The organism is Magnetospirillum sp. SS-4, from assembly GCF_902729425.1.
Classification (GTDB): domain Bacteria; phylum Pseudomonadota; class Alphaproteobacteria; order Rhodospirillales; family Magnetospirillaceae; genus Phaeospirillum.
This window is the reverse complement of sequence record NZ_CACVCH010000051.1, coordinates 59,589-81,436: the sequence shown is the minus strand read 5'-3', so window position 1 is coordinate 81,436 and position 21,848 is coordinate 59,589. Positions and strand designations below refer to the sequence as shown.

General features: G+C 66.4%; 24 protein-coding genes and 1 tRNA gene. 13 read left to right on the top strand and 12 right to left on the bottom strand.

The annotated features are described in order from the left end of the window. The first annotated feature begins 165 nt into the window (after positions 1 to 165). From MTBSS4_RS08475 to MTBSS4_RS08465, 3 genes are all read left to right on the top strand, one after another. Positions 166 to 333, top strand: a complete 168-nt coding sequence (locus MTBSS4_RS08475) for a hypothetical protein (RefSeq protein ID WP_254432453.1) — start codon at positions 166 to 168, stop codon at positions 331 to 333. Positions 334 to 391: 58 nt separating this feature from the next. Continuing rightward, positions 392 to 625 (top strand): hypothetical protein, encoded by a 234-nt coding sequence (locus MTBSS4_RS08470; RefSeq protein WP_173982962.1) that lies wholly within the window; start codon positions 392 to 394, stop codon positions 623 to 625. A gap of 109 nt (positions 626 to 734) precedes the next feature. Next, the gene (locus tag MTBSS4_RS08465; protein ID WP_173982961.1) at positions 735 to 926 is read left to right on the top strand and encodes a hypothetical protein; all 192 of its coding nucleotides are present in this window, start codon (positions 735 to 737) and stop codon (positions 924 to 926) included. A gap of 4 nt (positions 927 to 930) precedes the next feature. On the opposite strand, the gene MTBSS4_RS08460 is transcribed toward MTBSS4_RS08465, so the two are convergent. From MTBSS4_RS08460 to MTBSS4_RS08440, 5 genes are read right to left on the bottom strand one after another with little or no spacing between them, the layout of a single operon-like run. After that, positions 931 to 2,139 (bottom strand): VWA domain-containing protein, encoded by a 1,209-nt coding sequence (locus MTBSS4_RS08460; protein WP_173982960.1) that lies wholly within the window; start codon positions 2,137 to 2,139, stop codon positions 931 to 933. A 44-nt stretch (positions 2,140 to 2,183) separates the two neighbouring features. Next, positions 2,184 to 2,576, bottom strand: coding sequence for a bacteriohemerythrin (locus MTBSS4_RS08455; RefSeq protein ID WP_173982959.1), 393 nt, complete (start codon positions 2,574 to 2,576; stop codon positions 2,184 to 2,186). Then, positions 2,576 to 3,421: a MoxR family ATPase gene (locus MTBSS4_RS08450; protein ID WP_173982958.1), complete on the bottom strand. Its 846-nt coding sequence runs from the start codon at positions 3,419 to 3,421 to the stop codon at positions 2,576 to 2,578. The genes MTBSS4_RS08455 and MTBSS4_RS08450 overlap by 1 nt, the downstream gene beginning before the upstream one ends. A 23-nt stretch (positions 3,422 to 3,444) precedes the next feature. After that, entirely contained in the window at positions 3,445 to 4,143 is a 699-nt protein-coding gene (aat, locus tag MTBSS4_RS08445; protein WP_173982968.1) for a leucyl/phenylalanyl-tRNA--protein transferase, read from the bottom strand. A 57-nt stretch (positions 4,144 to 4,200) separates the two neighbouring features. Then, positions 4,201 to 5,640: a glycosyltransferase family 39 protein gene (locus tag MTBSS4_RS08440; protein ID WP_254432452.1), complete on the bottom strand. Its 1,440-nt coding sequence runs from the start codon at positions 5,638 to 5,640 to the stop codon at positions 4,201 to 4,203. A gap of 200 nt (positions 5,641 to 5,840) precedes the next feature. On the opposite strand from MTBSS4_RS08440, the gene mreC reads away from it, so the two are divergent. From mreC to rodA, 4 genes are read left to right on the top strand one after another with little or no spacing between them, the layout of a single operon-like run. Further along, positions 5,841 to 6,728, top strand: coding sequence for a rod shape-determining protein MreC (gene mreC, locus MTBSS4_RS08435; protein ID WP_173982957.1), 888 nt, complete (start codon positions 5,841 to 5,843; stop codon positions 6,726 to 6,728). Continuing rightward, positions 6,725 to 7,240, top strand: coding sequence for a rod shape-determining protein MreD (gene mreD / locus MTBSS4_RS08430; RefSeq protein ID WP_173982956.1), 516 nt, complete (start codon positions 6,725 to 6,727; stop codon positions 7,238 to 7,240). The genes mreC and mreD overlap by 4 nt, the downstream gene beginning before the upstream one ends. A 12-nt stretch (positions 7,241 to 7,252) precedes the next feature. After that, positions 7,253 to 9,142 (top strand): penicillin-binding protein 2, encoded by a 1,890-nt coding sequence (gene mrdA, locus MTBSS4_RS08425; protein ID WP_173982955.1) that lies wholly within the window; start codon positions 7,253 to 7,255, stop codon positions 9,140 to 9,142. Next, positions 9,142 to 10,305, top strand: coding sequence for a rod shape-determining protein RodA (rodA, locus tag MTBSS4_RS08420; RefSeq protein ID WP_173982954.1), 1,164 nt, complete (start codon positions 9,142 to 9,144; stop codon positions 10,303 to 10,305). The genes mrdA and rodA overlap by 1 nt, the downstream gene beginning before the upstream one ends. A gap of 84 nt (positions 10,306 to 10,389) precedes the next feature. Here the strand turns inward: rodA and MTBSS4_RS08415 are convergent. Further along, positions 10,390 to 10,464 (bottom strand) — tRNA-Val (locus MTBSS4_RS08415). Positions 10,465 to 10,632: 168 nt separating this feature from the next. Here MTBSS4_RS08415 and MTBSS4_RS08410 point away from each other — a divergent pair. After that, on the top strand, positions 10,633 to 11,520 hold the full coding sequence (locus MTBSS4_RS08410; RefSeq protein WP_173982953.1) for an N-formylglutamate amidohydrolase: 888 nt from the start codon (positions 10,633 to 10,635) through the stop codon (positions 11,518 to 11,520). Further along, positions 11,517 to 12,104, top strand: coding sequence for a GNAT family N-acetyltransferase (locus MTBSS4_RS08405; protein WP_173982952.1), 588 nt, complete (start codon positions 11,517 to 11,519; stop codon positions 12,102 to 12,104). Before MTBSS4_RS08410 ends, MTBSS4_RS08405 begins: the two co-directional genes overlap by 4 nt. A gap of 119 nt (positions 12,105 to 12,223) precedes the next feature. Here the strand turns inward: MTBSS4_RS08405 and MTBSS4_RS08400 are convergent, their stop codons facing one another. Further along, the gene (locus tag MTBSS4_RS08400; protein WP_173982951.1) at positions 12,224 to 13,555 is read right to left on the bottom strand and encodes a sensor histidine kinase; all 1,332 of its coding nucleotides are present in this window, start codon (positions 13,553 to 13,555) and stop codon (positions 12,224 to 12,226) included. Between the two features lie 298 nt (positions 13,556 to 13,853). Between MTBSS4_RS08400 and MTBSS4_RS08395 the strand changes: the two genes are divergently transcribed. Then, on the top strand, positions 13,854 to 14,912 hold the full coding sequence (locus MTBSS4_RS08395; protein ID WP_254432451.1) for a diguanylate cyclase: 1,059 nt from the start codon (positions 13,854 to 13,856) through the stop codon (positions 14,910 to 14,912). 15 nt (positions 14,913 to 14,927) lie between these two features. Here the strand turns inward: MTBSS4_RS08395 and MTBSS4_RS08390 are convergent, their stop codons facing one another. Then, positions 14,928 to 15,395: a RidA family protein gene (locus MTBSS4_RS08390; protein WP_173982949.1), complete on the bottom strand. Its 468-nt coding sequence runs from the start codon at positions 15,393 to 15,395 to the stop codon at positions 14,928 to 14,930. A 158-nt stretch (positions 15,396 to 15,553) separates the two neighbouring features. Between MTBSS4_RS08390 and MTBSS4_RS08385 the strand changes: the two genes are divergently transcribed. Both MTBSS4_RS08385 and MTBSS4_RS08380 read left to right on the top strand, forming a co-directional pair. Continuing rightward, the gene (locus MTBSS4_RS08385) at positions 15,554 to 15,808 is read left to right on the top strand and encodes a DUF1127 domain-containing protein (protein ID WP_254432450.1); all 255 of its coding nucleotides are present in this window, start codon (positions 15,554 to 15,556) and stop codon (positions 15,806 to 15,808) included. Between the two features lie 63 nt (positions 15,809 to 15,871). Further along, positions 15,872 to 16,636 (top strand): ABC transporter substrate-binding protein, encoded by a 765-nt coding sequence (locus tag MTBSS4_RS08380; protein ID WP_254432449.1) that lies wholly within the window; start codon positions 15,872 to 15,874, stop codon positions 16,634 to 16,636. A 10-nt stretch (positions 16,637 to 16,646) separates the two neighbouring features. Here the strand turns inward: MTBSS4_RS08380 and glk are convergent, their stop codons facing one another. Together glk and glgA are read right to left on the bottom strand one after the other, a co-directional pair. Next, a complete protein-coding gene (gene glk, locus MTBSS4_RS08375) occupies positions 16,647 to 17,600 on the bottom strand; it encodes a glucokinase (protein WP_173982948.1) in 954 nt (317 codons plus the stop codon). After that, positions 17,597 to 19,093, bottom strand: coding sequence for a glycogen synthase GlgA (gene glgA / locus MTBSS4_RS08370; RefSeq protein WP_173982947.1), 1,497 nt, complete (start codon positions 19,091 to 19,093; stop codon positions 17,597 to 17,599). The genes glk and glgA overlap by 4 nt, the downstream gene beginning before the upstream one ends. Before the next feature lie 165 nt (positions 19,094 to 19,258). Here glgA and glgC point away from each other — a divergent pair, with 165 nt between their 5' ends. Next, positions 19,259 to 20,548, top strand: a complete 1,290-nt coding sequence (gene glgC, locus MTBSS4_RS08365; protein ID WP_173982946.1) for a glucose-1-phosphate adenylyltransferase — start codon at positions 19,259 to 19,261, stop codon at positions 20,546 to 20,548. Between the two features lie 4 nt (positions 20,549 to 20,552). Here the strand turns inward: glgC and MTBSS4_RS08360 are convergent, their stop codons facing one another. Beyond that, positions 20,553 to 20,999, bottom strand: a complete 447-nt coding sequence (locus MTBSS4_RS08360; RefSeq protein ID WP_173982945.1) for a DsrE/DsrF/DrsH-like family protein — start codon at positions 20,997 to 20,999, stop codon at positions 20,553 to 20,555. Then, a complete protein-coding gene (locus MTBSS4_RS08355; protein WP_173982944.1) occupies positions 20,986 to 21,786 on the bottom strand; it encodes a molybdopterin-synthase adenylyltransferase MoeB in 801 nt (266 codons plus the stop codon). Before MTBSS4_RS08355 ends, MTBSS4_RS08360 begins: the two co-directional genes overlap by 14 nt. Between the last annotated feature and the right edge of the window lie 62 nt (positions 21,787 to 21,848).

The window sequence follows — 21,848 nt, the reverse complement described above, 5'->3', positions numbered from 1 at the left end:
GGTGCCCCCCTTAATTCCGCATGTAAGATGTGGTTGAGATTCGGGGGGGCGCCCCCTATCATCGCCGCCATGACCACATGCAGCCTGCCGACCGATTGTCAGAAGAAGTTCGCGGCCACATCCAACTGCATCGAATGCGGCGTATGGGTGGATGCGATGGTTATATTGGGGGACATTGCGTTCTGTCCGCTGGATAACGACTGCACCCACCACGACGAATGCGCCCAGGAGGCGGCGCGGTGCGCCAGCGACCTGCACCAGGGGTCCCCCCTGCGCTCGCGACTGCTGAACCGGTTGCGGCATCTCCTGCCGGTCCAGCCCCTGACCACCTGAGACGCTGTCCGTCCTTAAACATCGCCGATCACGTCAATCATGCAAGGGGAGGCTTGCCATGACCGATGCTTCTGTCGCATGCGACCTCGGCGGGGCCGCTTCGCTGCCTTGCGCCGGATGCGACGCCGCGGTCGCCGCCCGATGCGGCAGCGGCGGGGCGCACGCCGTCGAGCGCTCCCAATCCGATGGCTGCTGGGTGGTGCGTATCGGCTTCTTTGAAAGGTTGCGCAGCGACAATCCCTGTCTGGCCTGTGCGTATTTCCGCAACAAGACCGAATTGCTGGCGGGATAAAGGCGATTCCGGCCCGGATTAAGCGGTTGTCACTTGCCGGGAAGGCGGTGACCGGTTATGACCGCCGCACTCAAGGGAGGAAAAGCGCAATGACCTGGAATCAGGCATCGTGAACACGTCCGTCATTTCCCGTCTGGCGGTCCAGGTGATCGCCAATCTCGACGCCGCCGCCTCGCCCGACGACATGGTCAGGGCCTGCGTCGGCATGGCGCTGTCCCACGATCTTGGCGACGATCAGTTGCAGGAATTGTTGGCCGAGGCCGACCGCCTGCTGCGGCGGCCGGAGGAAATGGTGGCGTAGCCGCTCATCCCGGCCGGGCGGCGCCCCGGTTGAGATTGCGCATGGCGGCGTCGATTCCCTCCAGGGTCAGGGGATACATGCGTCCGCCCATGATCTGGGCCAGCATCTGGGTGGAATGCGTCCATTGCCAGCGCCCCTGCGGTGCCGGATTGAGCCAGGCGGCGCTGGGCCAGTGGTCCAGCAGCCGTTCCATCCAGGCCAGGCCGGGTTCGTCGTTCCATTCCTCGACGGCGCCGCCCGGCATGGTGATCTCGTAGGGGCTCATGGCGGCGTCGCCGACGATGACCAGCTTCCAGTCGGATGGATAGGTGTGGATGACGTCCCAGGTGTTGGTGACGTCCTCGTGACGGCGGCGATTGTCCTTCCACAAGCCGGAATAGGGGCAGTTGTGGAAGTAGAAGTGCTCCAGGTGCTTGAACTCGGAACGAACCGCCGAGAACAGCTCCTCGCAGGTGCGCACATGTTCGTCCATGGAGCCGCCGGCGTCCAGCAGCAGCAGCACCTTCACCTTGTTGTGGCGCTCGGGCACCATCTGGAGGTCGAGCATGCCGCCGGACCGCGCCGTCGAGCGGATGGTGCCGGGCAGATCCAGCTCGGTGGCGGCGCCCTCGCGGGCGAAGCGGCGCAACCGGCGCAACGCCAGCCGGAAATTGCGGGTGCCCAGTTCGATGCCGTTGTCGAGATTGCGGTATTCGCGGCGGTCCCACACCTTGACGGCCCGGCGGTGACGGGATTCGTCCTGGCCGATGCGCACGCCCTCGGGATTGTAGCCATAGGCCCCGAACGGCGAGGTGCCGGCGGTGCCGATCCACTTGGAGCCGCCCTGGTGGCGCTCGTTCTGCTCCTTGAGGCGCTGGCGCAGGGTTTCCATCAGCTTCTCGAAGCCGCCCAGCGACTTGACCTGCTCCATCTCCTCCGGCGTCAGCAGCTTTTCCGCCAGCTTGCGCAGCCATTCCTCGGGAATGGCCGCCTTCAGGGCGTCGGCCAGCATGCCTTGCTCGTCCAGCACGCCCTTGAACACCTTGCCGAACACCCGGTCGAACTTGTCGAGATTGCGTTCGTCCTTCACCAGGCACGAACGCGCCAGATAATAGAACGTGTCCACCGAAAGCTCGGCGATTCCGCCTTCCAGCGCCTCCAGCAAGGTCAGGTATTCCTTCAGGGTGACGGGAACCCTGGCGTCGCGCAGTTCAAGGAAGAGGGTCAGGAACATGGGGAGAACCTAATACCAACGGGCCAAGGCATTCATGGGGGCGTTCACAGCGTATGCCGGGCCTTGCTCCAGGCGGCGTATTTCTGGTCCTCGATCAGGATGTGCCCCTTGAGCCAGGTCCACAGGAAATCCGCCACCCGCTGGTCGGTGTCGGCGAAGCCGTTCTCGCGATATTCCTTCAGCATGGCGGAGACCTTGTCGGCGAAGGCGTCGTGCTGGGTGCGGTGCGAGGCGAGGCCGGGATAGCCGATGGTTTCCAGGTGGGTCTCCTCGCGCTCGAAGTGGGAGTTGGTGTAGTCCAGCAGCGCGTTGAACAACTCGATGAAGCCGGCATCGGAATAATGCAGGCCGTTGATCATGTGGATCAGGCGCTTGTGGTCGTTGTCGAGCGCCTCGACCCCCACGCTCATGGCTTCCGTCCACTGGACCACGGTCATCAGCGCCCCTCCCGCCGGTTGATGAAGGCCAGCCGCTCGAACAGGTGAACATCCTGTTCGTTCTTCAGCAAGGCGCCGTGCAGCTTGGGGATCAGGGTGCGGGAATCCTTGGCGCGCAGGTCGTCGGGGCTCAGGTCCTCGGCGACGATCAGCTTGATCCAGTCCAGCAGTTCCGAGGTGGAGGGCTTCTTCTTCAGGCCGGCGACGTCGCGGATGTCGAAGAAGGCGGTCAGCGCCTCGTGCAGCAGGGCCGGCTTGATGCCGGGGAAATGGACCTCGACGATGCGTTCCATGGTCTCGCGGTCGGGAAAGCGGATGTAGTGGAAGAAGCAGCGGCGCAGGAAGGCGTCCGGCAGCTCCTTCTCGTTGTTGGACGTGATGATGACCATCGGGCGCCGCTCGGCCCGGACCACCTGCTTGGTCTCGTAGACGTGGAACTCCATGCGGTCGAGTTCCAGCAGCAGGTCGTTCGGGAATTCGATATCGGCCTTGTCGATTTCGTCGATCAGCAGCACCGGAGGGGTGGGGGCCTCGAACGCCTCCCACAGCTTGCCCTGGTTGATGTAGTTGGAAATGTCGTGGACCCTGGGGTCGCCCAGTTGGGAATCCCTGAGGCGCGCCACCGCGTCGTATTCATAGAGGCCCTGCTGCGCCTTGGTGGTCGACTTGATGTGCCATTGGATCAGCGGACGGCCCAGCGCCTTCGCCACCTCGGTGGCCAGCACGGTCTTGCCGGTGCCGGGCTCGCCCTTGATCAGCAGGGGGCGTTCGAGCCGCAGCGCGGCGTTGACGGCGACCAGCAGATCCTCGGTCGCCACATAGGTATCGGTACCACGAAAACTCATGATGGGCTCCTCCTGGCCTCAGGTTAGTCGGGCGCCGGGCGCCGGGCAAGGACCATGGATGTGGGGGCGCTCGGCGCGTGTCCGGTGGGGGCCGGGGCTAGCGCCGCTTCCCAGGGGATGTCGGGGGCTGGGTCGAATTCCGCCTCGCGGTCGATGGCCTCGGCCAGCCGGCGGTGGTAGTCGTCGCGGGAAATCTCGACGGCGCCGAAGCCTTGCAGGTGATCGGTGACGAACTGGGTGTCGAGCAGCGCGAAGCCGCCCAGCCTCAGCCGCGCCACCAGATGGACCAGCGCCACCTTGGAGGCGTCGGTGGCGCGCGAGAACATGCTTTCGCCGAAGAATGCCCCCCCCAGGGCGAGGCCGTAGAGCCCGCCCACCAGTTCCCCATCCCGCCAGCTTTCCACCGAATGGGCCAGCCCCCGGCGGAACAACTGGGCGAACAGGCGGATGATCTCGTCGTTGATCCAGGAATCCGGCCGCCTGGCGGTGGACTCGCCGCAGGCCCGCATCACCGTCTCGAAAGCGGTGTCGACGCGCATTTCAAATCCTCCCCGCCGCAGCGTCCGTCGCAGGCTGCGGCTGACGTGGAAGCCGTCCAGCGGCAGGATGCCGCGCCGTTCGGGGTCGATCCAGTGCAACCGGGCGTCGTCGCGCGACCGCGCCATGGGAAACACGCCCATGGCGTAGGCTCGCAAGAGGATATCGGGCGTCAGGGGGCGCATTCCCATAGTGCTATCCCAACCGGCCGGGCGATGAAACCGGTTTCAGCGGGGCCGGTTTCAGTCGGGCCGGGGCAGATGGAACCGGCCGGACAGTCCGACCCGTCCGACCCGGTAGGAGCGGTCCAGTTCGTCGAACACCGCGTCGCTGAAATTGACGAAGCGCTGGGGCATCACCTGCATGCCGGGGGCCTCGTCGGCCGGATGCTCGCGGGTGCTGCTGATCTGCAACACCGCGATCTCGCGGCGTTGCAGCATCCCGGTGAAACGGTCGGGCGGCAGCCGCCCGGTCAGGGTGGCCTGAAGCACGCCGAACGGGTCCATCAGCATGGGCTTGCCGGCCCGCAGGCACAAAAGGTGCGATTCGCAGATGGCCGGGCCGGGAATGCTCCGCAGATAGGCGACGTCCTCGCGGAACAGCCGCTGCCTTTCCTCCATCTCGCCCAGCGCGTCCACGGCGAGGCGGCCCAGCGCCTGGGGCGAGAACAAGATGATGCCGGCGTTGGCCGCCAGCGCCAGGATAGCCGGCGCCGAGGCCGGCAAGCCGGTCTGGCGGCCCACCCACGCCGCCGCCAGACCGGTTCCCATGGCCAGGGCGATCATGACGTCGAAAAAGACGTTGATGTCGATGCCGGCGCCGCCGGAAAAGCCGATTCCGATCAGCAGGCCGATCACCAGATAGGCGGCGACAAGGGCGTCGACCCGGCCGCGGCCGGCGACGATCAGGTAGAGGCCGGCCACCGCCAGCGGGGCTTGAAGCCGGCTCAGCATCTCCATCACCAGCAGAAATCCCCGCGTCACGTCATAGACCCGCGACGCCAGCAGCTGGTGGAAGAATTCGTCGCCGAACAGCAAATAAATGACAAAGGTCGCCAGCCCGGCCAGCGCCAGCCCGACCCCAAGATAGACCCATCGCGCCGCCGACGGCCCCCGCCACAGGATGTGGAGGGTGACCGCCAGCGGCAGCGCCAGGACATTGTGCTTGATCAGCAATCCGAGGCCGAACAACACGGCCACCCAGGCCAGTCGGGCCGGGCTGTCCGGCCGCCGGACGTAAAGGGCGAAGCCGGCGCACAGAAAGGCCTGGGCCAGAATCTGCGGATCGTTCACGCCGACGTAATCGGTGGCGAAGGCCGAGAACAGGCCGAGAGCGGTGGCGAAGGCCAGCCAGGATTCTCGGCGTCCGCCGCCACCGGCCCGCGCGACCACGCCGCAGCAGACGGCGATCGCGCCGGTCGCCAGGACCGACAGCAGCCGTCCGGCCAGCACCGGGTCGCCCAGCGCCAGCCCCAGCGCCCCGACCAGATAGAACGACAGTGGCGGGTAATTGTTGAAGTACAGCGGCCCGGCGCCGGAATAGATGGAGGCGCCGGTCATGGCCAGCATCTGCTCGTAGCCGTTCCAGCCCTCGTTGAGGTCGATCTCGAAATCCATCCCCAGCCGCAGCCAGGGATAGGCGTACATGGCCGTCGCCAGAACGGTCAGGGCGATAAGGGTCACCCGATATGATCCGGCGTTGCGCACGCGGCTGTCCTCCCTTTGATCGAGATGGTGTAGCCCGGTCCCCGGGCAGAGTCAAAAACCGTTGGAAAATGAAGGCGGGCAGAAGCTTGCTCTGGCATCGCTCCCACTAGATGTAGTAGTGTCCACACCTGAATCCGCCCCACGGTCCGGGGTGGTCGGGGCAGCGGAGGAAAACGGTGAAGCAGTCGGGTGCGACAGGTCGGCTCGCGACGGTCAGGCTGCTGGTCCAGCGCTTCGCCTTCCTGTCGCTGATCGTCGCCTCGGTCGCCCTGATGATCCTCGGCAAGGCCGATATCGTGCTGATCGAGCGGACCCGCGCCCTGGTCGGCGACGCCCTGGCCCCCATGCTGGACGCCATGGCCAGGCCCGCCGCCACCATCGCCCGCATCACCGAGAATTTTCACGAACTGGCCAATATCCGCACCGAGAACGCCCGCCTGCGCGAGGAAAACGCCCGCCTGATGCATTGGCAGACGGTGGCGCGCCGCCTTGAGGCCGAGAACGTGGTTCTGCACGACCACCTGAACACGGTTCCAGATCCGGGCAGCGCCTTCGTCACCGCCAGGGTGATCGGCGACATGGGGTCGGCCTTCGGCCATTCCATGCTGCTCGGCGCCGGCTCCAAGGACGGCGTTCGCAAGGGGCAGGCCGTGCTGTCGGGCGAGGTTCTGGTCGGCCACATCGCCGAAGTGGGGATGCGCTCGTCGCGGCTGCTGCTGATCACCGACATCAACGCCCGCACTCCGGTCCTGCTGGAGGCCACCCGCACCCAGGCCATCCTCACCGGCGACAACACCGCGCGGCCCCGCCTCAACTACGTCGCCGGCAGCCCCGCCATTTCGGTTGGCGACCGCGTGGTCACCGCCGCCGCCGGCGGCGCCTTTCCTCCCGGCATTCCGGTCGGGGCGATCTCGTCGTTCAACGACGGCATCATCCGGGTGGAGCCGTTCATCCAGCGCCATCATCTGGAATTCGTCGCCGTCGTTGATTACGGCCTGGGCGGCATCCTGCCGTTCGAGCGTCCGCCGCCGCCCGAGCGTCGCCGCCGGGGGAAGGAGGAGTGAAGGCCTCCATCTGGGTTCGGATGGACATCTGGGTCCGCCACCTCGTTCCGTTCGGGGTGACGCTGTTTTTACTGCTGCTGACCGCCGTTCCCACCCATCTGCCCGGCTTCGCCGGGATCACGCCGATGCTGCCGCTGATGGGGGTGTGCTACTGGGCCATCTACCGTCCCGACCTGTTGCCGGCCTGGCTGGCCTTCATCCTCGGCCTGCTGTCCGACATCGTCGACGGCACGCCGCTCGGGGTGAACGCCCTGGTGATGATCCTGGTTCAGGCGACGGCGGCGTCGCAGCGCAAGTTCTTCCTGGGCAAGTCGTTCGCCGTCACCTGGTGGGCGTTCGGGCTGCTGAGCGCCGGGGCGGTCTTTCTGTCCTGGGTGTTGGCGTCGATGCTGATCGGCCGGGTGATCGACCCGCTTCCGGTGGCGTTCGTCTATCTGATGACGCTGTGCTTCTTTCCCATCCTGACCTGGTTCCTGGCCCGGACGCAGATGGCCTTCCTCAGGGACGTCTAGGGAGGGCGGCCGATGCATAACGACACCGACCGCTCCAAGATGTTCTCGCGCCGGGCCATGTTTCTCGGCGGCGCCAAGGCGACCCTGATCGGCGCCCTGGCGGCGCGGATGTACTACCTCCAGGTGATGGAGGCCGACAAATACGCCATGCTGGCCGAGGACAACCGCATCAGCATCCGCCTGCTGGCGCCGCCGCGCGGCCTGATCCTGGATCGCAACGGCGTCGCCATGGCGGTCAATCAGCACAATTACCGCGTCATGGTGGTGGCCGAACGCTCTCCGTCGCTGGACTACACCCTGGACGGACTGGCCCGCATCATCACCATCGGCGATGGCGAGCGGTCGCGTATCCACAAGGAAGTCCGCCGCCGCCGCAGCTTCGTTCCCGTCATCGTGCGCGAGAACCTGACCTGGGAGGAGGTCGCCCGCATCGAGGTCAACGCCTCGGACCTGCCCGGCGTCGTCATCGATGTCGGCCAAAGCCGCCATTATCCGCTGGAAAGCCTGGGAGCCCATATCCTGGGCTATGTTTCCGCCGTCTCGGAAAGCGACCTGACCGACGATCCGCTGGAGGAACTGCCGGGATTCCGCATCGGCAAGGGCGGCGTGGAGCGCATCTACGACATGGCGTTGCGCGGCCGCCACGGCACGTCCTCGGTCGAGGTCAACGCCGTCGGCCGGGTGATCCGCGAACTGGAGCGCCGCGAGGGCGAACCCGGCATCGACCTCAACCTCACCCTGGACGTCCGCTTGCAGGAATACGCCGCCCAGCGCCTGGGCGACGAGAGCGCCGCGGTGGTGGTGATGGACATCCATACCGGCGCGGTGCTGGTGCTGGCCTCGACGCCGTCCTTCGATCCCAATTCCTTCAATCGCGGCCTGACCGTCGAGGAATGGAAGGAACTCAGCACCGATTCCCGCTCGCCGCTCAGCAACAAGGCCATCGCGGGGCAGTTCGCCCCCGGTTCCACCTTCAAGATGCTGACCGCCCTGGCGGCGCTGGAGGGACGCGACATCACCCCGGAAATGCGGGTGTTCTGTCCGGGCCACATGCAATTGGGCAGCATCAAGTTCCATTGCTGGAAGAAGGAAGGCCACGGCGCCCAGGACCTGATCAGCGGCATCAAGAATTCCTGCGACGTCTACTTCTACGAAATCGCCCGGCGCACCGGCTTCGAGAAGATCGCCGAGATGGCGCGGCGCTTCGGCCTCGGCGTGCCCACCGGCATTGACCTGCCCAACGAGAAATCGGGCCTGATGCCGGATAAGGCCTGGAAGCGAAAGGCTCTGAAGCAGCCCTGGTATCCCGGCGAGACCCTGGTCAACGCCATCGGCCAGGGCTATGTCACCGCCACGCCGCTGCAACTGGCGACCATGACGGCGCGCATCGCCAATGGCGGCTATGCCGTGGTTCCGCATGTGGCCCGCGATCCCATCGTCGACAAGGTGGTGCGTCCGCGCGGCGCTCCCGACTGGCCCGGCGTCGGCGTGTCGCGCCAGTCGCTGGCCCTGATCCGCAAGGGCATGTTCGGCGTTTCCAATGAACCCGGCGGCACCGCCTACAAGGCCCGCATCACCCAGGAAGGCATGTGGCTGTCGGGCAAGACCGGCACCGCCCAGGTGCGGCGCATCACCATGCGCGAGCGCGAGACCGGGGTGAAGAAGAACGACCAGTTGCCGTGGAAGGAACGCGACCACGCCCTGTTCGTCGCCTATGCCCCCGACCACAACCCCCGCTATTCCATCGCGGTGGTGGTCGAGCACGGCGGCGGCGGCTCGGCGGTCGCCGCCCCCATCGCGCGGGACATCATGATCGAGGTGCAGAAGCGCGACCTGGCCCGTGTCGCCGGGAACGCCGGTTCCGGCGAGCCTCCGCCTCCTTCCGATCTCAGGAGATTCTGATGCTGCGCCCCATGCCCCGCATGCCGTCGCGGCTGAACCGGACCGAGATGTCGCTCCGGGACAAGATCTGGCAGATCAACTGGTCGCTGATCGCGGTCCTGACCGCCATCGCCGGAGTGGGGTTCGCCACGCTGTATTCGGCGGCCCAGGGCTCGCTGGAGCCGTGGGCGCTGAAGCAGATCGTCCGCTTCGCCGTCGGCATCGGAGTGATGATCACGGTGGCGCTGATCGATCTGCGCTTCTGGATGCGCAACGCCTATATCCTTTACGCCATCGCCATGGTGCTGCTGATCGCGGTGGAGGTGAAGGGCACCATCGGCATGGGAGCCCAGCGCTGGATCAGCCTGGGATTCATCCAGTTGCAGCCGTCCGAGATCATGAAGATCGCCCTGATCTTGTCGCTGGCCCGCTATTTCCACGGCGCCAGCTGGCAGGAGGTCGGGCGGCCGCTGTTCCTGATCGTTCCCCTCCTGATGGTGTTCGCCCCCGCCCTGCTGGTGCTGAAACAGCCGGATCTCGGCACCGCGCTGATGCTGGTGATGTCGTCTGGCGCCCTGTTCTTCATGGCCGGGGTCCGGGTATGGAAATTCGTGGTGGTGATCGGCGCCACCCTGGCCGCCCTGCCGGTCGCCTGGCAATTTTTGCGCGAATACCAGAAGAAGCGGGTCCTGACCTTCCTGAATCCCGAGACCGATCCGCTGGGGGCCGGGTATCACATCACCCAGTCGAAGATCGCGCTGGGATCGGGGGGGATGTTCGGCAAGGGCTACATGATGGGGACGCAGAGCCGTCTCAACTTCCTGCCCGAGAAGCAGACCGATTTCATCTTCACCATGTTCGCCGAGGAATGGGGAATGATGGGCGGCCTGGTCCTGCTGGGGCTTTACGCCCTGCTGCTGGCGTTCGGCTATGCCATCGCCATGCGTTGCCGTAATCAGTTCGGCCGTCTGGTGGCGCATGGCGTCACCACCATCTTCTTCCTTTATTTCTTCATCAACACCGCCATGGTGATGGGGATGCTGCCGGTGGTGGGCGTGCCGCTGCCGCTGATTTCGTACGGCGGCACCGCCATGCTGTCGCTGCTGTTCGGCTGGGGATTGGTGATGAGCGCCTATATCCACCGCGACGTCCCCATCTCGCGCCGGGGCATCAGCGACGAATAAGGCGGCGCCTTTGGCGCGGGGACAAATAAGGTGGCGCCTTTGGCGCGGGGACGCGCCGTTCCGGTATATTGGCCGTCCTGGGAATGGTGGGCGGTACTGGGATTGAACCAGTGACCCCTACGATGTCAACGTAGTGCTCTCCCGCTGAGCTAACCGCCCATCTCTTCGACTTCGTGTGCCGGCGGTGTTGCGGGAGCCGCCAGCGAGGAAGGGCCGCTTTCTACCGTGTTTGATCGTTCCGCGCAACGTCAAAATTCACATGTGCCCGCCATTGCGTTTGCGGTCGTGACAGGGTGCGAAATCCGGGATAAGACTCCGGTCGATACCATGGATACGATGCCCGCCCCCGCAACCGACAATCAGGCCGTCCTGAAGGTACATGCGCCGCCCCGCCAGACGGTGCCGCTGGTCTTCGCCTCGCCCCATTCCGGCCGCGACTATCCCGCCGAGTTCGTCGCCGCCTCGCGGCTGGACGCCATGACCCTGCGGCGGTCCGAGGACAGCTTCATCGACGAGTTGTACGACTGCGCCCCCGCGCATGGCGCGCCGTTGATCAGCGCGGTGTTTCCCCGGGCCTATTGCGATCCCAACCGCGAACCCTACGAGCTTGATCCCGCCATGTTCGCCGGCCCGCTGCCGCCGCACGCCAATACCCGCAGCCCGCGGGTGGTGGCCGGGCTGGGCACCATCGCCCGGGTGGTGGCCAGCGGCGCCGAGATTTATGCCGGCAGGCTGCCGGTGGCCGAGGCGGAAGCGCGGATCGAGCGCTGCTACAGGCCCTATCACGACCGGTTGCGCCAGTTGGTCGAGGCCACGCGCGAGGCGTTCGGCTGGTCTTTGCTGGTGGATTGCCATTCCATGCCGTCGGTGGGGGGGCCGATGGACCGGGATTCCGGCCTGTCGCGGGTCGACGTGGTGCTGGGCGATTGCTTCGGCGCCTCGTGCCTGTCGCTGTTCACCCAGGTGGTCGAGGATGCGTTCCGCGAGCGGGGGTATCGGGTGGTGCGCAACACCCCTTACGCCGGCGGCTTCACCACCCGGCATTACGGCCATCCCCGCCAGGGCAGCCACGCCCTTCAGATCGAGATGAACCGCGCCCTCTACATGGACGAGTCTGTCCACGAGCGCCGGCCCGACTTCGCCCGTATCCAGGCCGATATCGATGGGGTGGTCAAGTCCCTGGCGGCGACGGCCGCCGAGGTCATGCCGTCATGACCCCCGGCGCCGTCCCGCTGCCGGTCCGGGTCCGCGACGCCGCCGCTGGCGACATGGCGGCGATTCAGGCGATCTACGCCTTCTACGTCACCCGCACCGCCGCCTCGTTCGAGGAGGCGGCCCCCAGCGTCGAGGAGATGGCCGGACGCTGGCGCGATGTGGTGGGGCGCTCCATGCCCTTCCTGGTGGCCGAGGACGACGGAGAGGTGCTGGGCTACACCTATGCCGCCCCGTTCCGCCAGCGCTCCGCCTATCGCTACACCGTCGAGGATTCCATCTACGTGGCGCCCTTCGTGGCGCGGCGCGGCATCGGCCGGGCGCTGATGTCGGCGTTGATCGAACGCTGCACCGCCCTGGGCTATCGCCAGATGATCGCGGTGATCGGCGATTCGGCCAACCAGGGTTCCATCGCGTTGCACCGTTCTGTCGGCTTCGGCCAGGAAGGGGTGCTGCGCGGCGTCGGTCTCAAGTTCGGCCGCTGGGTCGACGTGGTCATCATGCACAGAACCCTTGGCGGCGACGACCGGTTGCTGCCCGACGGGGCCAAGGCGCCGCCGCTCGATCAGCCGCAAGGATATCCATGACCGACAAGATACCCGACGATGTCAGGACCAGCCGCCGTCTGATCGTGGCCATGGCCGTCCTGCTGGCCATCCTGCTGGGGTCGCTGGCCTGGGGCGCGCTGCGGGACTTCTGATCCCGGTCAGCTTGCCGCCGGCAAGGTGATGGTGAAGCGGCCGCCGCCGCCGGCCCGGTTGGCGGCGTCCAGGCTGCCGCCGTGATCCTTGACGATGCCGTAGGAGATCCATAGCCCGAGGCCGGTTCCCTTGCCCACCGGCTTGGTGGTGAAGAACGGATCGAACACCTTGAGCAGGATGTCCTCGGCCATGCCGGGGCCATTGTCCTCGATGACGATGGTGATGTTTCCGTCGGCGATGGCGCCGCTGATCGAGACATGGGCGCCGGCGAGGCCGGCAACGGCGTCCAGGGCGTTTTCCACCAGATTGACCACCACCTGATGCAACTGGCCGGCGTTGCCGCGGACCGGCAAGGCCTCGGCCAGGTCGAGTCCGATGGCGCCGGCCCCGCGCTTGCCCGAGCCCGACCACTGCACCGCCTTGGCGATCACCTCGGCCAGGTCGAAGGTCTCCTGCCCGCCCGAGGCCGAGAACGACAGCCGCTTCAGGTTGCGGACGATGTCGGCCACCCGCTGGGCGCCTTCCGAGGTGCCGCCGATCAGGGCCGGCAGGTCGGTCATGATTTCGTCGATGCGCAAAGAGCCGCGCAGCCGGTCGCGGCTGGCCGGATCGGCGCCGCCGTGGATGGCGTCCAGATAGGCGGTGATGCGGTCGGTGTACTTGGACAGGGCGTGGACGTTGCCGTAGACGAAGCTGATGGGGTTGTTCAGTTCATGGGCGACCCCGGCGATCAGGCGGCCCAGTGACGCCATCTTCTCTTGCTGCACCAATTGGGCCTGGGCCTGTTTCAGCGCCTCGTAGGCGCGGCGCAGGTCCCCCACCGGGCGTCCGGTCAGCACGATGCCGGCGGGCAGGCCGCGGTGGTCCAGGCGGGTGGCGCAGTTGAGGGCGACCGGGTCGGTGGCGCCGCCCTCGGCCGAGCGGAACCGGACCTCGCGGTCGCAGGCGGTGCCGGAATCGATCCAGCTGTACAGGCGAAGGGAGCCGGATTCCTCGGCCATGACATCTTCCAGCGGCCGTTCGAACAGATCGATCTCGGCGAAGCCGGTCAACTGGAGGAAGGCGAGGTTGACCTGCTGGATATGCCCCTTCTGGTCGCAGACGATGAGGATGTCCGACACCGCCGAGAGGACCGAGTTGATGAAGCGCTGCGCCTCTTCCAGGGCGGTGTTCTTCTCCTCCAGTTCGACCTCGTACTGGATCAGGTCGGAATAGACCTCCTCCATCTTGCGGATCACCTCGATCCAGGCGGTTTCCTGGGCGCTGGCCGAATCGGATTCGGCGCCGCCGGCGAATTCATAGGATGAGGCGGGACGGGGATCGGTATGAATCGGCATGTTCAGGACACCCACATCGGGATCGAACGGGCACTGTCTCGAAGGAGTCTGCGCCCCCGCCGCCCGATAACAAAGCGACGCATGACGAGGATGGGGGCATTGTTTTCCTTGCAACGATTCCAGTCAAGCATTACGGTCGGGTTCGCTCGCCCGGCTTAAAGGGATGTGCCAGGTGCTTGTTGTTAAAAGCTTTATAAAGAAAGTCCTTGCCGTCGTGTTCTCCGGAATGACGATGGCGGAAATCTTTGATCTGTTTCTGCCCACCCGGCAATCCGCGTTCGTTCAACGGCGGCGGGCCTTGCTGATCCTTTCCCGCGTCCGTCTGGTGGCGGCGACCTTTGCCGTGCTGACGCCGCTGTGGATTCCCATCGACCTTCTGATCTTCGAGACGTCGCTGGCCATGTATCTGGCGGCGTTGCGGGTTCTGGCCGCCATCGCCTTCATCTTGCTGGCGCTGTCGAACCGGGGGTCGGACAGCATCCTGGCGGCCCGCTGGGGGCTGGTGTGGCTGTTGTCGATTCCAACGGTGTTCTTCCTGATCAGCCATCCATTGCTGGGACAGTTCACCATCAGCGATCCGGCGCAGCAGGTGATCGCCGCCGGCTACGCCTTCCTGCCCTTCGTCATGGTGGCGGGGCTGTCGGTGTTTCCCATCACCGCCCTGGAAGGCGCCCTGCTGGGGTTGCCGCTGGTTTGCGCCTACTTCCTGACCGGTCTGCTGGGCTATCAGTTGCTGCCCTTCGCCTCGCATCTGGGGGCGCAGTGGCTGCTGCTGCTGCTGGCGATGGTTTCGACCCTGGCCGGCATGAGCCAGTTGCACTTCATGAGTCAGCTGGTGGACCAGTCGTCCCACGACGGGCTGACGCGGGCCTACAATCGACGCGTAGGTGAGGAGATACTTATTCAGCAATTCGTCAGCGCCTGCCGTTCGCAGACGCCGCTGGCGCTGGCCTTCGTCGATCTGGATAATTTCAAGTCCATCAACGACCGCTATGGCCACGAGGAGGGGGACAACGCCCTGCGTTCCGCCTCGTCGGCCCTGCGCAAGATCCTGCGGCGCGGCGACATCATGATCCGCTGGGGCGGCGAGGAATTCCTGGTGCTGATGCCCAACACCGACCCTTCCGGCGCCATGATCGCGGTCAGCCGCTGGCGGGCGGCCGGGTTGGGCATCCGTCCCGACGGCAAGCCGCTTACCGCCTCCATCGGCGTCGCCGAACGCATGGTCGACGCGGCCGAAACCTGGAGCGATCTGGTGGAGAAGGCTGATCAGCGCATGTATGCCGCCAAGCAGAGCGGCAAGGACCGCGCCATCGGCTGCGGCGACATCGTCATCGCCCAGGCCCTGGACGCCTGATCTCGGGAACGTCCCTTATCCCAGTTCGAAAACCGCTTCGATCTCCACCGCCGCGTCCAGCGGCAGCGACGGCACGCCCACCGCGACGCGGGCGTGCCGGCCGGCCTCGCCCAGCACCTGGACCATCAGGTCCGAGGCGCCGTTGACCACCTTGGGCTGATCGGTGAACGACGGAACGCAAGCCACGAAGGCGGTCATGCGCACCAGCCGCCTGATCCGGTCGAGATCGCCGCCGGCGGCCTGACGCGCCTGGGCCAGCAGATTGATCGCCGACAGCCGGGCGGCCCGGACTCCGTCTTCCAGCGTCACGGTCTCGCCAAGCTTGCCGGTGACCGCCATCGCGCCGTTCTCCAGCGGCAACTGGCCCGACACGAACACCAGGTTGCCGGTGATGACGAAGGGGATGTAGTTGGCCACGGCCGCCGCCGGTTCCGGCAGATGCAAGCCGAGATCGGCGAGGCGGGCGGCGACGGTTCCGGTCATGGTCGAATTCTCCACAATGATCCCTGAAGGGTAGCGCGGCCGGGGTGGCGAATAAAGGCCGGCGTTTGCGCAAGCAAGCCATGCAATGGCGTGGGTTGCCCTGAACCGGGATTATTTCATATGAATATTACACTTATTCGAAAGACAGGAGCCCCGCCATGTCGCTCTCTCCCACCTTCAGCCCTTGTGCCCCCGGGCCCAGCCCCAGCCTGCGCCACCATGACGGCCTCGTCAGCCTGCTGGTCGACTTCGTGGTCGAGCGGGTGATCCGGCCGCTGGAAATCCACTCCGCCCGCCAGGCGCTGCGGAGCGAGCTGAAAACCCTGGATTATCGCGAACTGCGCGATCTCGGCATCAGCGAGCACGGAATCGACGGCTTTGTTTCCACCTGGTGCCCTGGCCGCAAGGCCTAATTGAGTATAGACTTCCGCCGTGGTTCAATCCGGCCGGGGTTATGACCGGCCGGGGAGGGGGGAATGGAATCGCGGTGGATCGACAGGCTGTTGCGGATGCTGGCCGTCGCCGTGGCCGCCGTGTCTGTTTCCCCCGTTCAGGCCCGCGACCTGGTGGTCGGAGTCGAGGCCATCGACTATTCCCCGGTCTACGGCTATCGCGACGGCCAGTTCACGGGCGCGGGGCGGGAAATCCTGGATGCCTTCGCCCAGGCCAGGGGATACCGGATGGTCTATCAGGCCTATCCGGTCAAGCGTCTGCTGGCCGAATTGCTGCATGGCGGCATCGATCTGAAGTTTCCCGACAGTCCCGACTGGCAGCAATCCCTGCGCCAGGGCCGGGGCATCAGCTATTCCAGGCCGGTGATCGCCTATATCGACGGGACGGTTGTCCGCAGGGAGCGGCTTGGCCTGAAACTCGGCGACGTCCAGGGGATTGGCACCGTGGCCGGCTTCACCCCCTTCGCCTGGCAGGAGCATATCCAGGCCGGCAAGGTGGAATTGAAGGAAAATCCCAGTTTCGAGCAATTGCTGCGTCAGGTTCAGGCCGGCCGCATCGACGGCGCCTATGTGAATGTCGCCGTCGCTCTCAGCGCCGCCGAAACGCTGCTGGCCCCACCGGGGGCGCTGGCCTTCGCCCCCACCTTGCCCCATATCGCCGAATCCTACCGGCTGTCGTCCCTCAAGGTGCCGGAGGTCATCGCCGAATTCGATGCATGGCTGGCTGACAACAGATCCCTGGTGGCCGACATCATCGCCCGTACCGGGGCCGAGCGCGGCGTGCGCTGACCGACCGGCCTCAGCGCGCCAGCGCCGCCATGCCCAGGAAGGCGGGCATGGGGTGGATGACCAGCCACGTCGGAATGGTGGCGAGATAGGGCTGGAACCGGCCGTGTTCCTCGAAGCGGGCGCGGAAATCCGACAGGCGGAACGCCTCGGCCATGCGCGGCAGGATGCCGCCGGCGATGTAGACGCCGCCGCGCGAGCCCAGGCTGAGGGCGAGATTGCCGCCGATTGTTCCCATCATGGCGAAGAACATGTCCACCGCCTCGCGGCAGATGACGCAAGACCCGTCCAGGCCGTGCCGGGTGATGACGTCGGGAGTGCTGTACACCGCCTGACGGTCCGACAGCGCCGACAGCGCCTGATACAGGTTGACGATCCCCTGGCCCGACAGCACCCTTTCGGCCGAGACGTGGTCGAAGCGCCGCCGCAGCCAGGCCAGGACGGCGGCCTCGCGGTCGTTGGCGGCCGCCATGGTGGCGTGGCCGCCCTCGGTCGACAACGGAATCCACTGTCCGTCCGGCGCGGGAATCAGGCCGGAGACGCCAAGGCCGGTTCCCGGTCCCAGGATGGCGATGGGTTGGTCCGGCACCGCCGCGCCGCCGCCGATGGACAGCAGGTGTTCGGGCTTCAGGTGGCGAACCGACAGCGCCACGGCGGTGAAGTCGTTGACCACCTGGAAGTGGTCGAGCGCCAGCGCCGCGCGGGTCGCCTCTACCGAGAATTTCCATGGCGAGTTGGTGATGTCGACATGATCGCCGTCAATCACCGAGGCTACCGCGAAGGCCCCCCGGCGTGGCCGGGAATTGGGAAAATGCGTCGTCAGGAAGGCCCTGGCGGCGCTGACCGGGCCGTCGTAATCGGCACAGCGCAATTGCACCGGGTCGAGAACCTCGCCGTCGTCCACCAGGGCGAAACGGGCGTGGGTGCCGCCGATATCGGCGACCAGGGCGATGTCGGAGGATGTCATGCCTTGGCCCGTCCCTTGCCGTTGCCGCCCCCCTTGCCGGTACCGGCCAGCGACTTGTAGAGGTCGAGATAGCGGAGCGCCGAACGGCCCCAACTGAAATCCTGGGCGACGCAGGCCTTGACGATCTTGCGCCACTGGTCCGGCCGGGCATGCAGCGCCACCGCCCGTTCCACCGCCCACTGGAAGGCGCCGGCGTTGCAATGCTCGAACACGAATCCGTTGGCGGTGCCGGTCATCAGGGTGTCGTAGCCGGTGTCCACCAGGGTGTCGGCCAGTCCGCCGGTGGCATGGGCCACCGGGACGGTGCCGTAGCGGAAGGCGTAGAACTGGGTCAGGCCGCAGGGCTCGAACCGTGACGGCATCAGCAAGATGTCGCCGCCGGCCATCATGCGGTGCGCCAGTTGCTCGGAATAGCCGATGCAGGCGGCCACCTGGGCGGGGTGGGCGGCGGCGGCGGCGCGGAAGCCATCCTCCAACTGGTGGTCGCCGGTGCCGACCAGCGCCACCTGGGCGCCCATGGCCAGAATGGCGGGCAGCGCCGCCAGCACCAGGTCCATGCCCTTGTGATCGCTCAGCCGGCTGACGATCACCATCAGCGGCGCCTGGGGCAGGGGGGCGAGGCCCAGTTCCTCTTGCAAGGCCGCCTTGTTGCGGGCCTTGCCGGCGGTGTCGCCGGGCTTGAAGGGGTGAGCCAGATGGGAATCCGATTCCGGGTCCCACACGCCGTAATCGGCCCCGTTGAGGATGCCGCAGAGGTCGGTGGCCCGCCTGGACAGCAATCCCTCGATGCCGCAGCCGAAGGCGGGAGTCTGAATCTCCTTGGCGTAGCGCGGGCTGACCGTGGTCAGGCGGTCGCTGTAGTAAAGGCCACCCTTGAGGAAGGACAGGCTGTCGTAATATTCCAGCCCCTCCATGGCGTACATCTCGGGCGGGAAGCCGAGCCGGGCCACCATCTCGGGTGGGAACTGGCCCTGATAGGCGATGTTGTGGATGGTGAAGACGGTGCCGGGCCGGGCCAGCAATTCCCATGCGTGGAGATAGGCCGGAGCCAGCCCGGTCTGCCAGTCGTTGCAATGCAGGATCTGCGGCCGCCACTTGGCTGGGCTGCCGTCGGTGCACAGCTGCGCCGCCACCCTGGACAGCAGCCCGAAGCGGAGCGCGTTGTCGGGCCAGTCGCGGCCGTGGCCGTCCTGATAGGGGCCGCCGTCGCGCTGGAACAGGACGGGGCAGTCGATCAGCCACACCGGAACGCCGGATTCCGGCAGCTTGCCCGAGACCAGCCGGGTCTCGGCCCCGATGGCGAGCGGGTCGCCCAGCGAGCCGACCTCGCGCTTGGCCTCGGTCGCGTCCATGGCCTGGGGATAGCCGGGCAGCAGGATGCGCATGTCGGCCCCGGCCTCGGCCAGGGCTGCCGGCAAGGCGCCCGACACGTCGGCGAGGCCGCCGGTCTTGATCAGCGGGAACACCTCTGAGGAAGCGAACAGCACGCGCATTTCGGACCCCTGTCGGAGGTTGACCATCTCCCGCCTCAACACTATCCGGTATTTACCATGGGGTCGAGCGGCGGGTTGCCCGACCCTGCCCCCAGGGGCGGTTGTGCCTCCGTCCCGATTGTGGCACGGTCGGAAGGGCTAAGGCAGAGTCAACGGAGGGCCGGGATGTACGATCCGTCGGACAGGGGCACAGGCATCGACATCCAGGTGACCGAACGGCTGCGGCGGACGCTGGCCCTGGTGCTGGCCGGCGGGCGCGGCTCGCGGTTGATGGAACTGACCGACTGGCACGCCAAGCCGGCGATTCCCTTCGCCGGCAAGTTCCGCATCATGGACTTCACCCTGTCCAACTGCATCAATTCCGGAATTCGCCGCATCGGCGTCCTGACCCAGTACAAGGCGCATTCGCTGTTGCAGCATATCCAGCGCGGCTGGGGGTTCCTCCGGGGCGAGTTCAACGAGTTCATCGAATTGCTGCCGGCCCAACAGCGCACCGTCGGCGAAAACTGGTACAAGGGCACCGCCGACGCGGTGTACCAGAACCTGGACATCATCCGCGCCCACCGGCCCGAGCACGTCCTGGTCCTGGCCGGCGACCACGTCTACAAGATGAATTACGGCAGGATGCTGGCCCAGCATCTGGCCTGCCACGCCGACGTTTCGGTGGCCTGCATCGAGGTGCCGCTGGAGACCGCCCGGGGATTCGGCGTCATGGCGGTTGACGACGACGACCGCATCATCCGATTCGACGAGAAGCCCGCCAATCCCCAGCCGGTGCCGGGACGGCCCGATCTGGCCCTGGCCAGCATGGGCATCTACATGTTCAACGCCCAATTGCTGTTCGACCTGCTGGTCAAGGACGCCGCCCAACCCGACAGCAGCCACGATTTCGGCAAGGATCTGATCCCCGCCCTGGTCGGAAGCCACCGGGTCATCGCCCATCATTTCCAGCATTCCTGCGTCATGCACGAAGGCGCCCGCGAGCATTACTGGCGCGATGTCGGCACCGTCGACGCCTATTGGGAAGCCAATATCGACCTGACCACCGTGACCCCGGCTCTCAACGTCTATGACGAGAACTGGCCGATCTGGACCGATCAGCCGCAATCACCGCCGGCCAAGTTCGTGTTCGATTCCGATCACCGGCGCGGCATGGCGGTGGATTCGCTGGTAGCGGGCGGCTGCATCATCTCGGGCGCCATCGTGCGGCGCTCGATGCTGTTCTCCAACGTGCGGGTCAACAGCTATTGCGTGGTCGAAGACACCCTGGTCCTGCCCGGCTGCGACATCGGCCGCCATGCCCGCCTGAAGCGCTGCATCGTCGATCAGGGCTGCGTCGTGCCGCCCGGACTGGTGGTCGGCGAGGACGCGGCGCTGGACGCATCCCGCTTTCATCGCACCGAGAAGGGCATCACCCTGGTCACCGCCGCCAAGCTGAAGCAACTGGAAGGGTAGGGAATCAGACGAACAGCATCGCCCCGGTCCGGGAGGCGTCGGCCAGGAAGGTGACGACGCCGCCCCTGGCGATGGGGACGTCGGGGCGCAGGCCGTCGGGGTCCATACCCAGCGCCTTGACCCCCATCTCGCAGACCATCACGGTGACGCCCAGGGCGACGCAGGCTTCCAGCAGGTCCTCGAAACTGCCGATCCCCCTGGCCTTGAAGCCGTCATCCATCTCCATGGCGGTCCGGCCGTCCGAGCATTTGAGGCGGGTCCAGGCCGGACGGCCATCGGCGAGCGGCGCCTCCAGCGCCCGGCCGGCCCACATGGTGAAGAACAGGGTGACGGGGGTATTGGACGCCACGGCGGCGGCGGCCATCACCAGGGCGTAGTGGATGCGGTCGAACTCGCCCGAGAACACCACGATCGACAGTTTGTCGGGACTGGTTTTCTCAGCCGCAGACATTGGCGGTGCTCCCGTGGGCGGACAGGTCGGCGATGGTGGGATGGTCGCCGCACAGCGGGCAGCCGGGGTCGCGCGGCACCCGCACCGTGCGGAAGGTCACCGACAAGGCGTCGTAGATCACCAGCTTGCCCGACAGCGATTCGCCGATGCCCAGCAATTCCTTCAGCACCTCGGTGGCCTGCATGGCGCCCATGGTGCCGGCGATGGCGCCCAGCACCCCGGCGCTGGAACAGGTGGGGATATGCCCCTCGGGCGGCGGTTCGCGGTAGATGCAGCGATAGCACGGCCCGCCCGGCTTGTAGGTGGCCAACTGGCCGTCGAAGCGCAGGATGGCGGCCGAGACCAGGGTCTTTCCCTCCAGCCGGCAGGCGTCGTTGACCAGGAAGCGGGTGGGGAAGTTGTCGGAGCCGTCGGCGACCACCTGGAAATCGCGGATGATGGCCCGCGCGTTGTCCTTGTCGAGCCGGGCGCGGATGGGCACCAGCCGGACATCGGGATTGACGTCGGCGACGATTCGGGCGGCGCTGTCCACCTTGGCCGATCCCACCCGCGAGGTGGCATGGATGATCTGGCGTTGCAGGTTGGACAGTTCCACGTCGTCGTCGTCGACCACGCCGATGGTGCCGACGCCGGCGGCGGCGAGGTAGAGGATCACCGGCGAGCCCAGCCCGCCGGCCCCGATCACCAGCACGCTTGATCCGAGCAGCTTTTCCTGACCGATGCCGCCCACCTCCGGCAGGATGATGTGGCGGGCGTAGCGGTGAATCTGCTCCTCGGTGAAGTCCATGATGACGATACTCCGACGTCGATACCCTCGTCCTTCGAGGCTTCGCGCCTCAGGACGAGGGA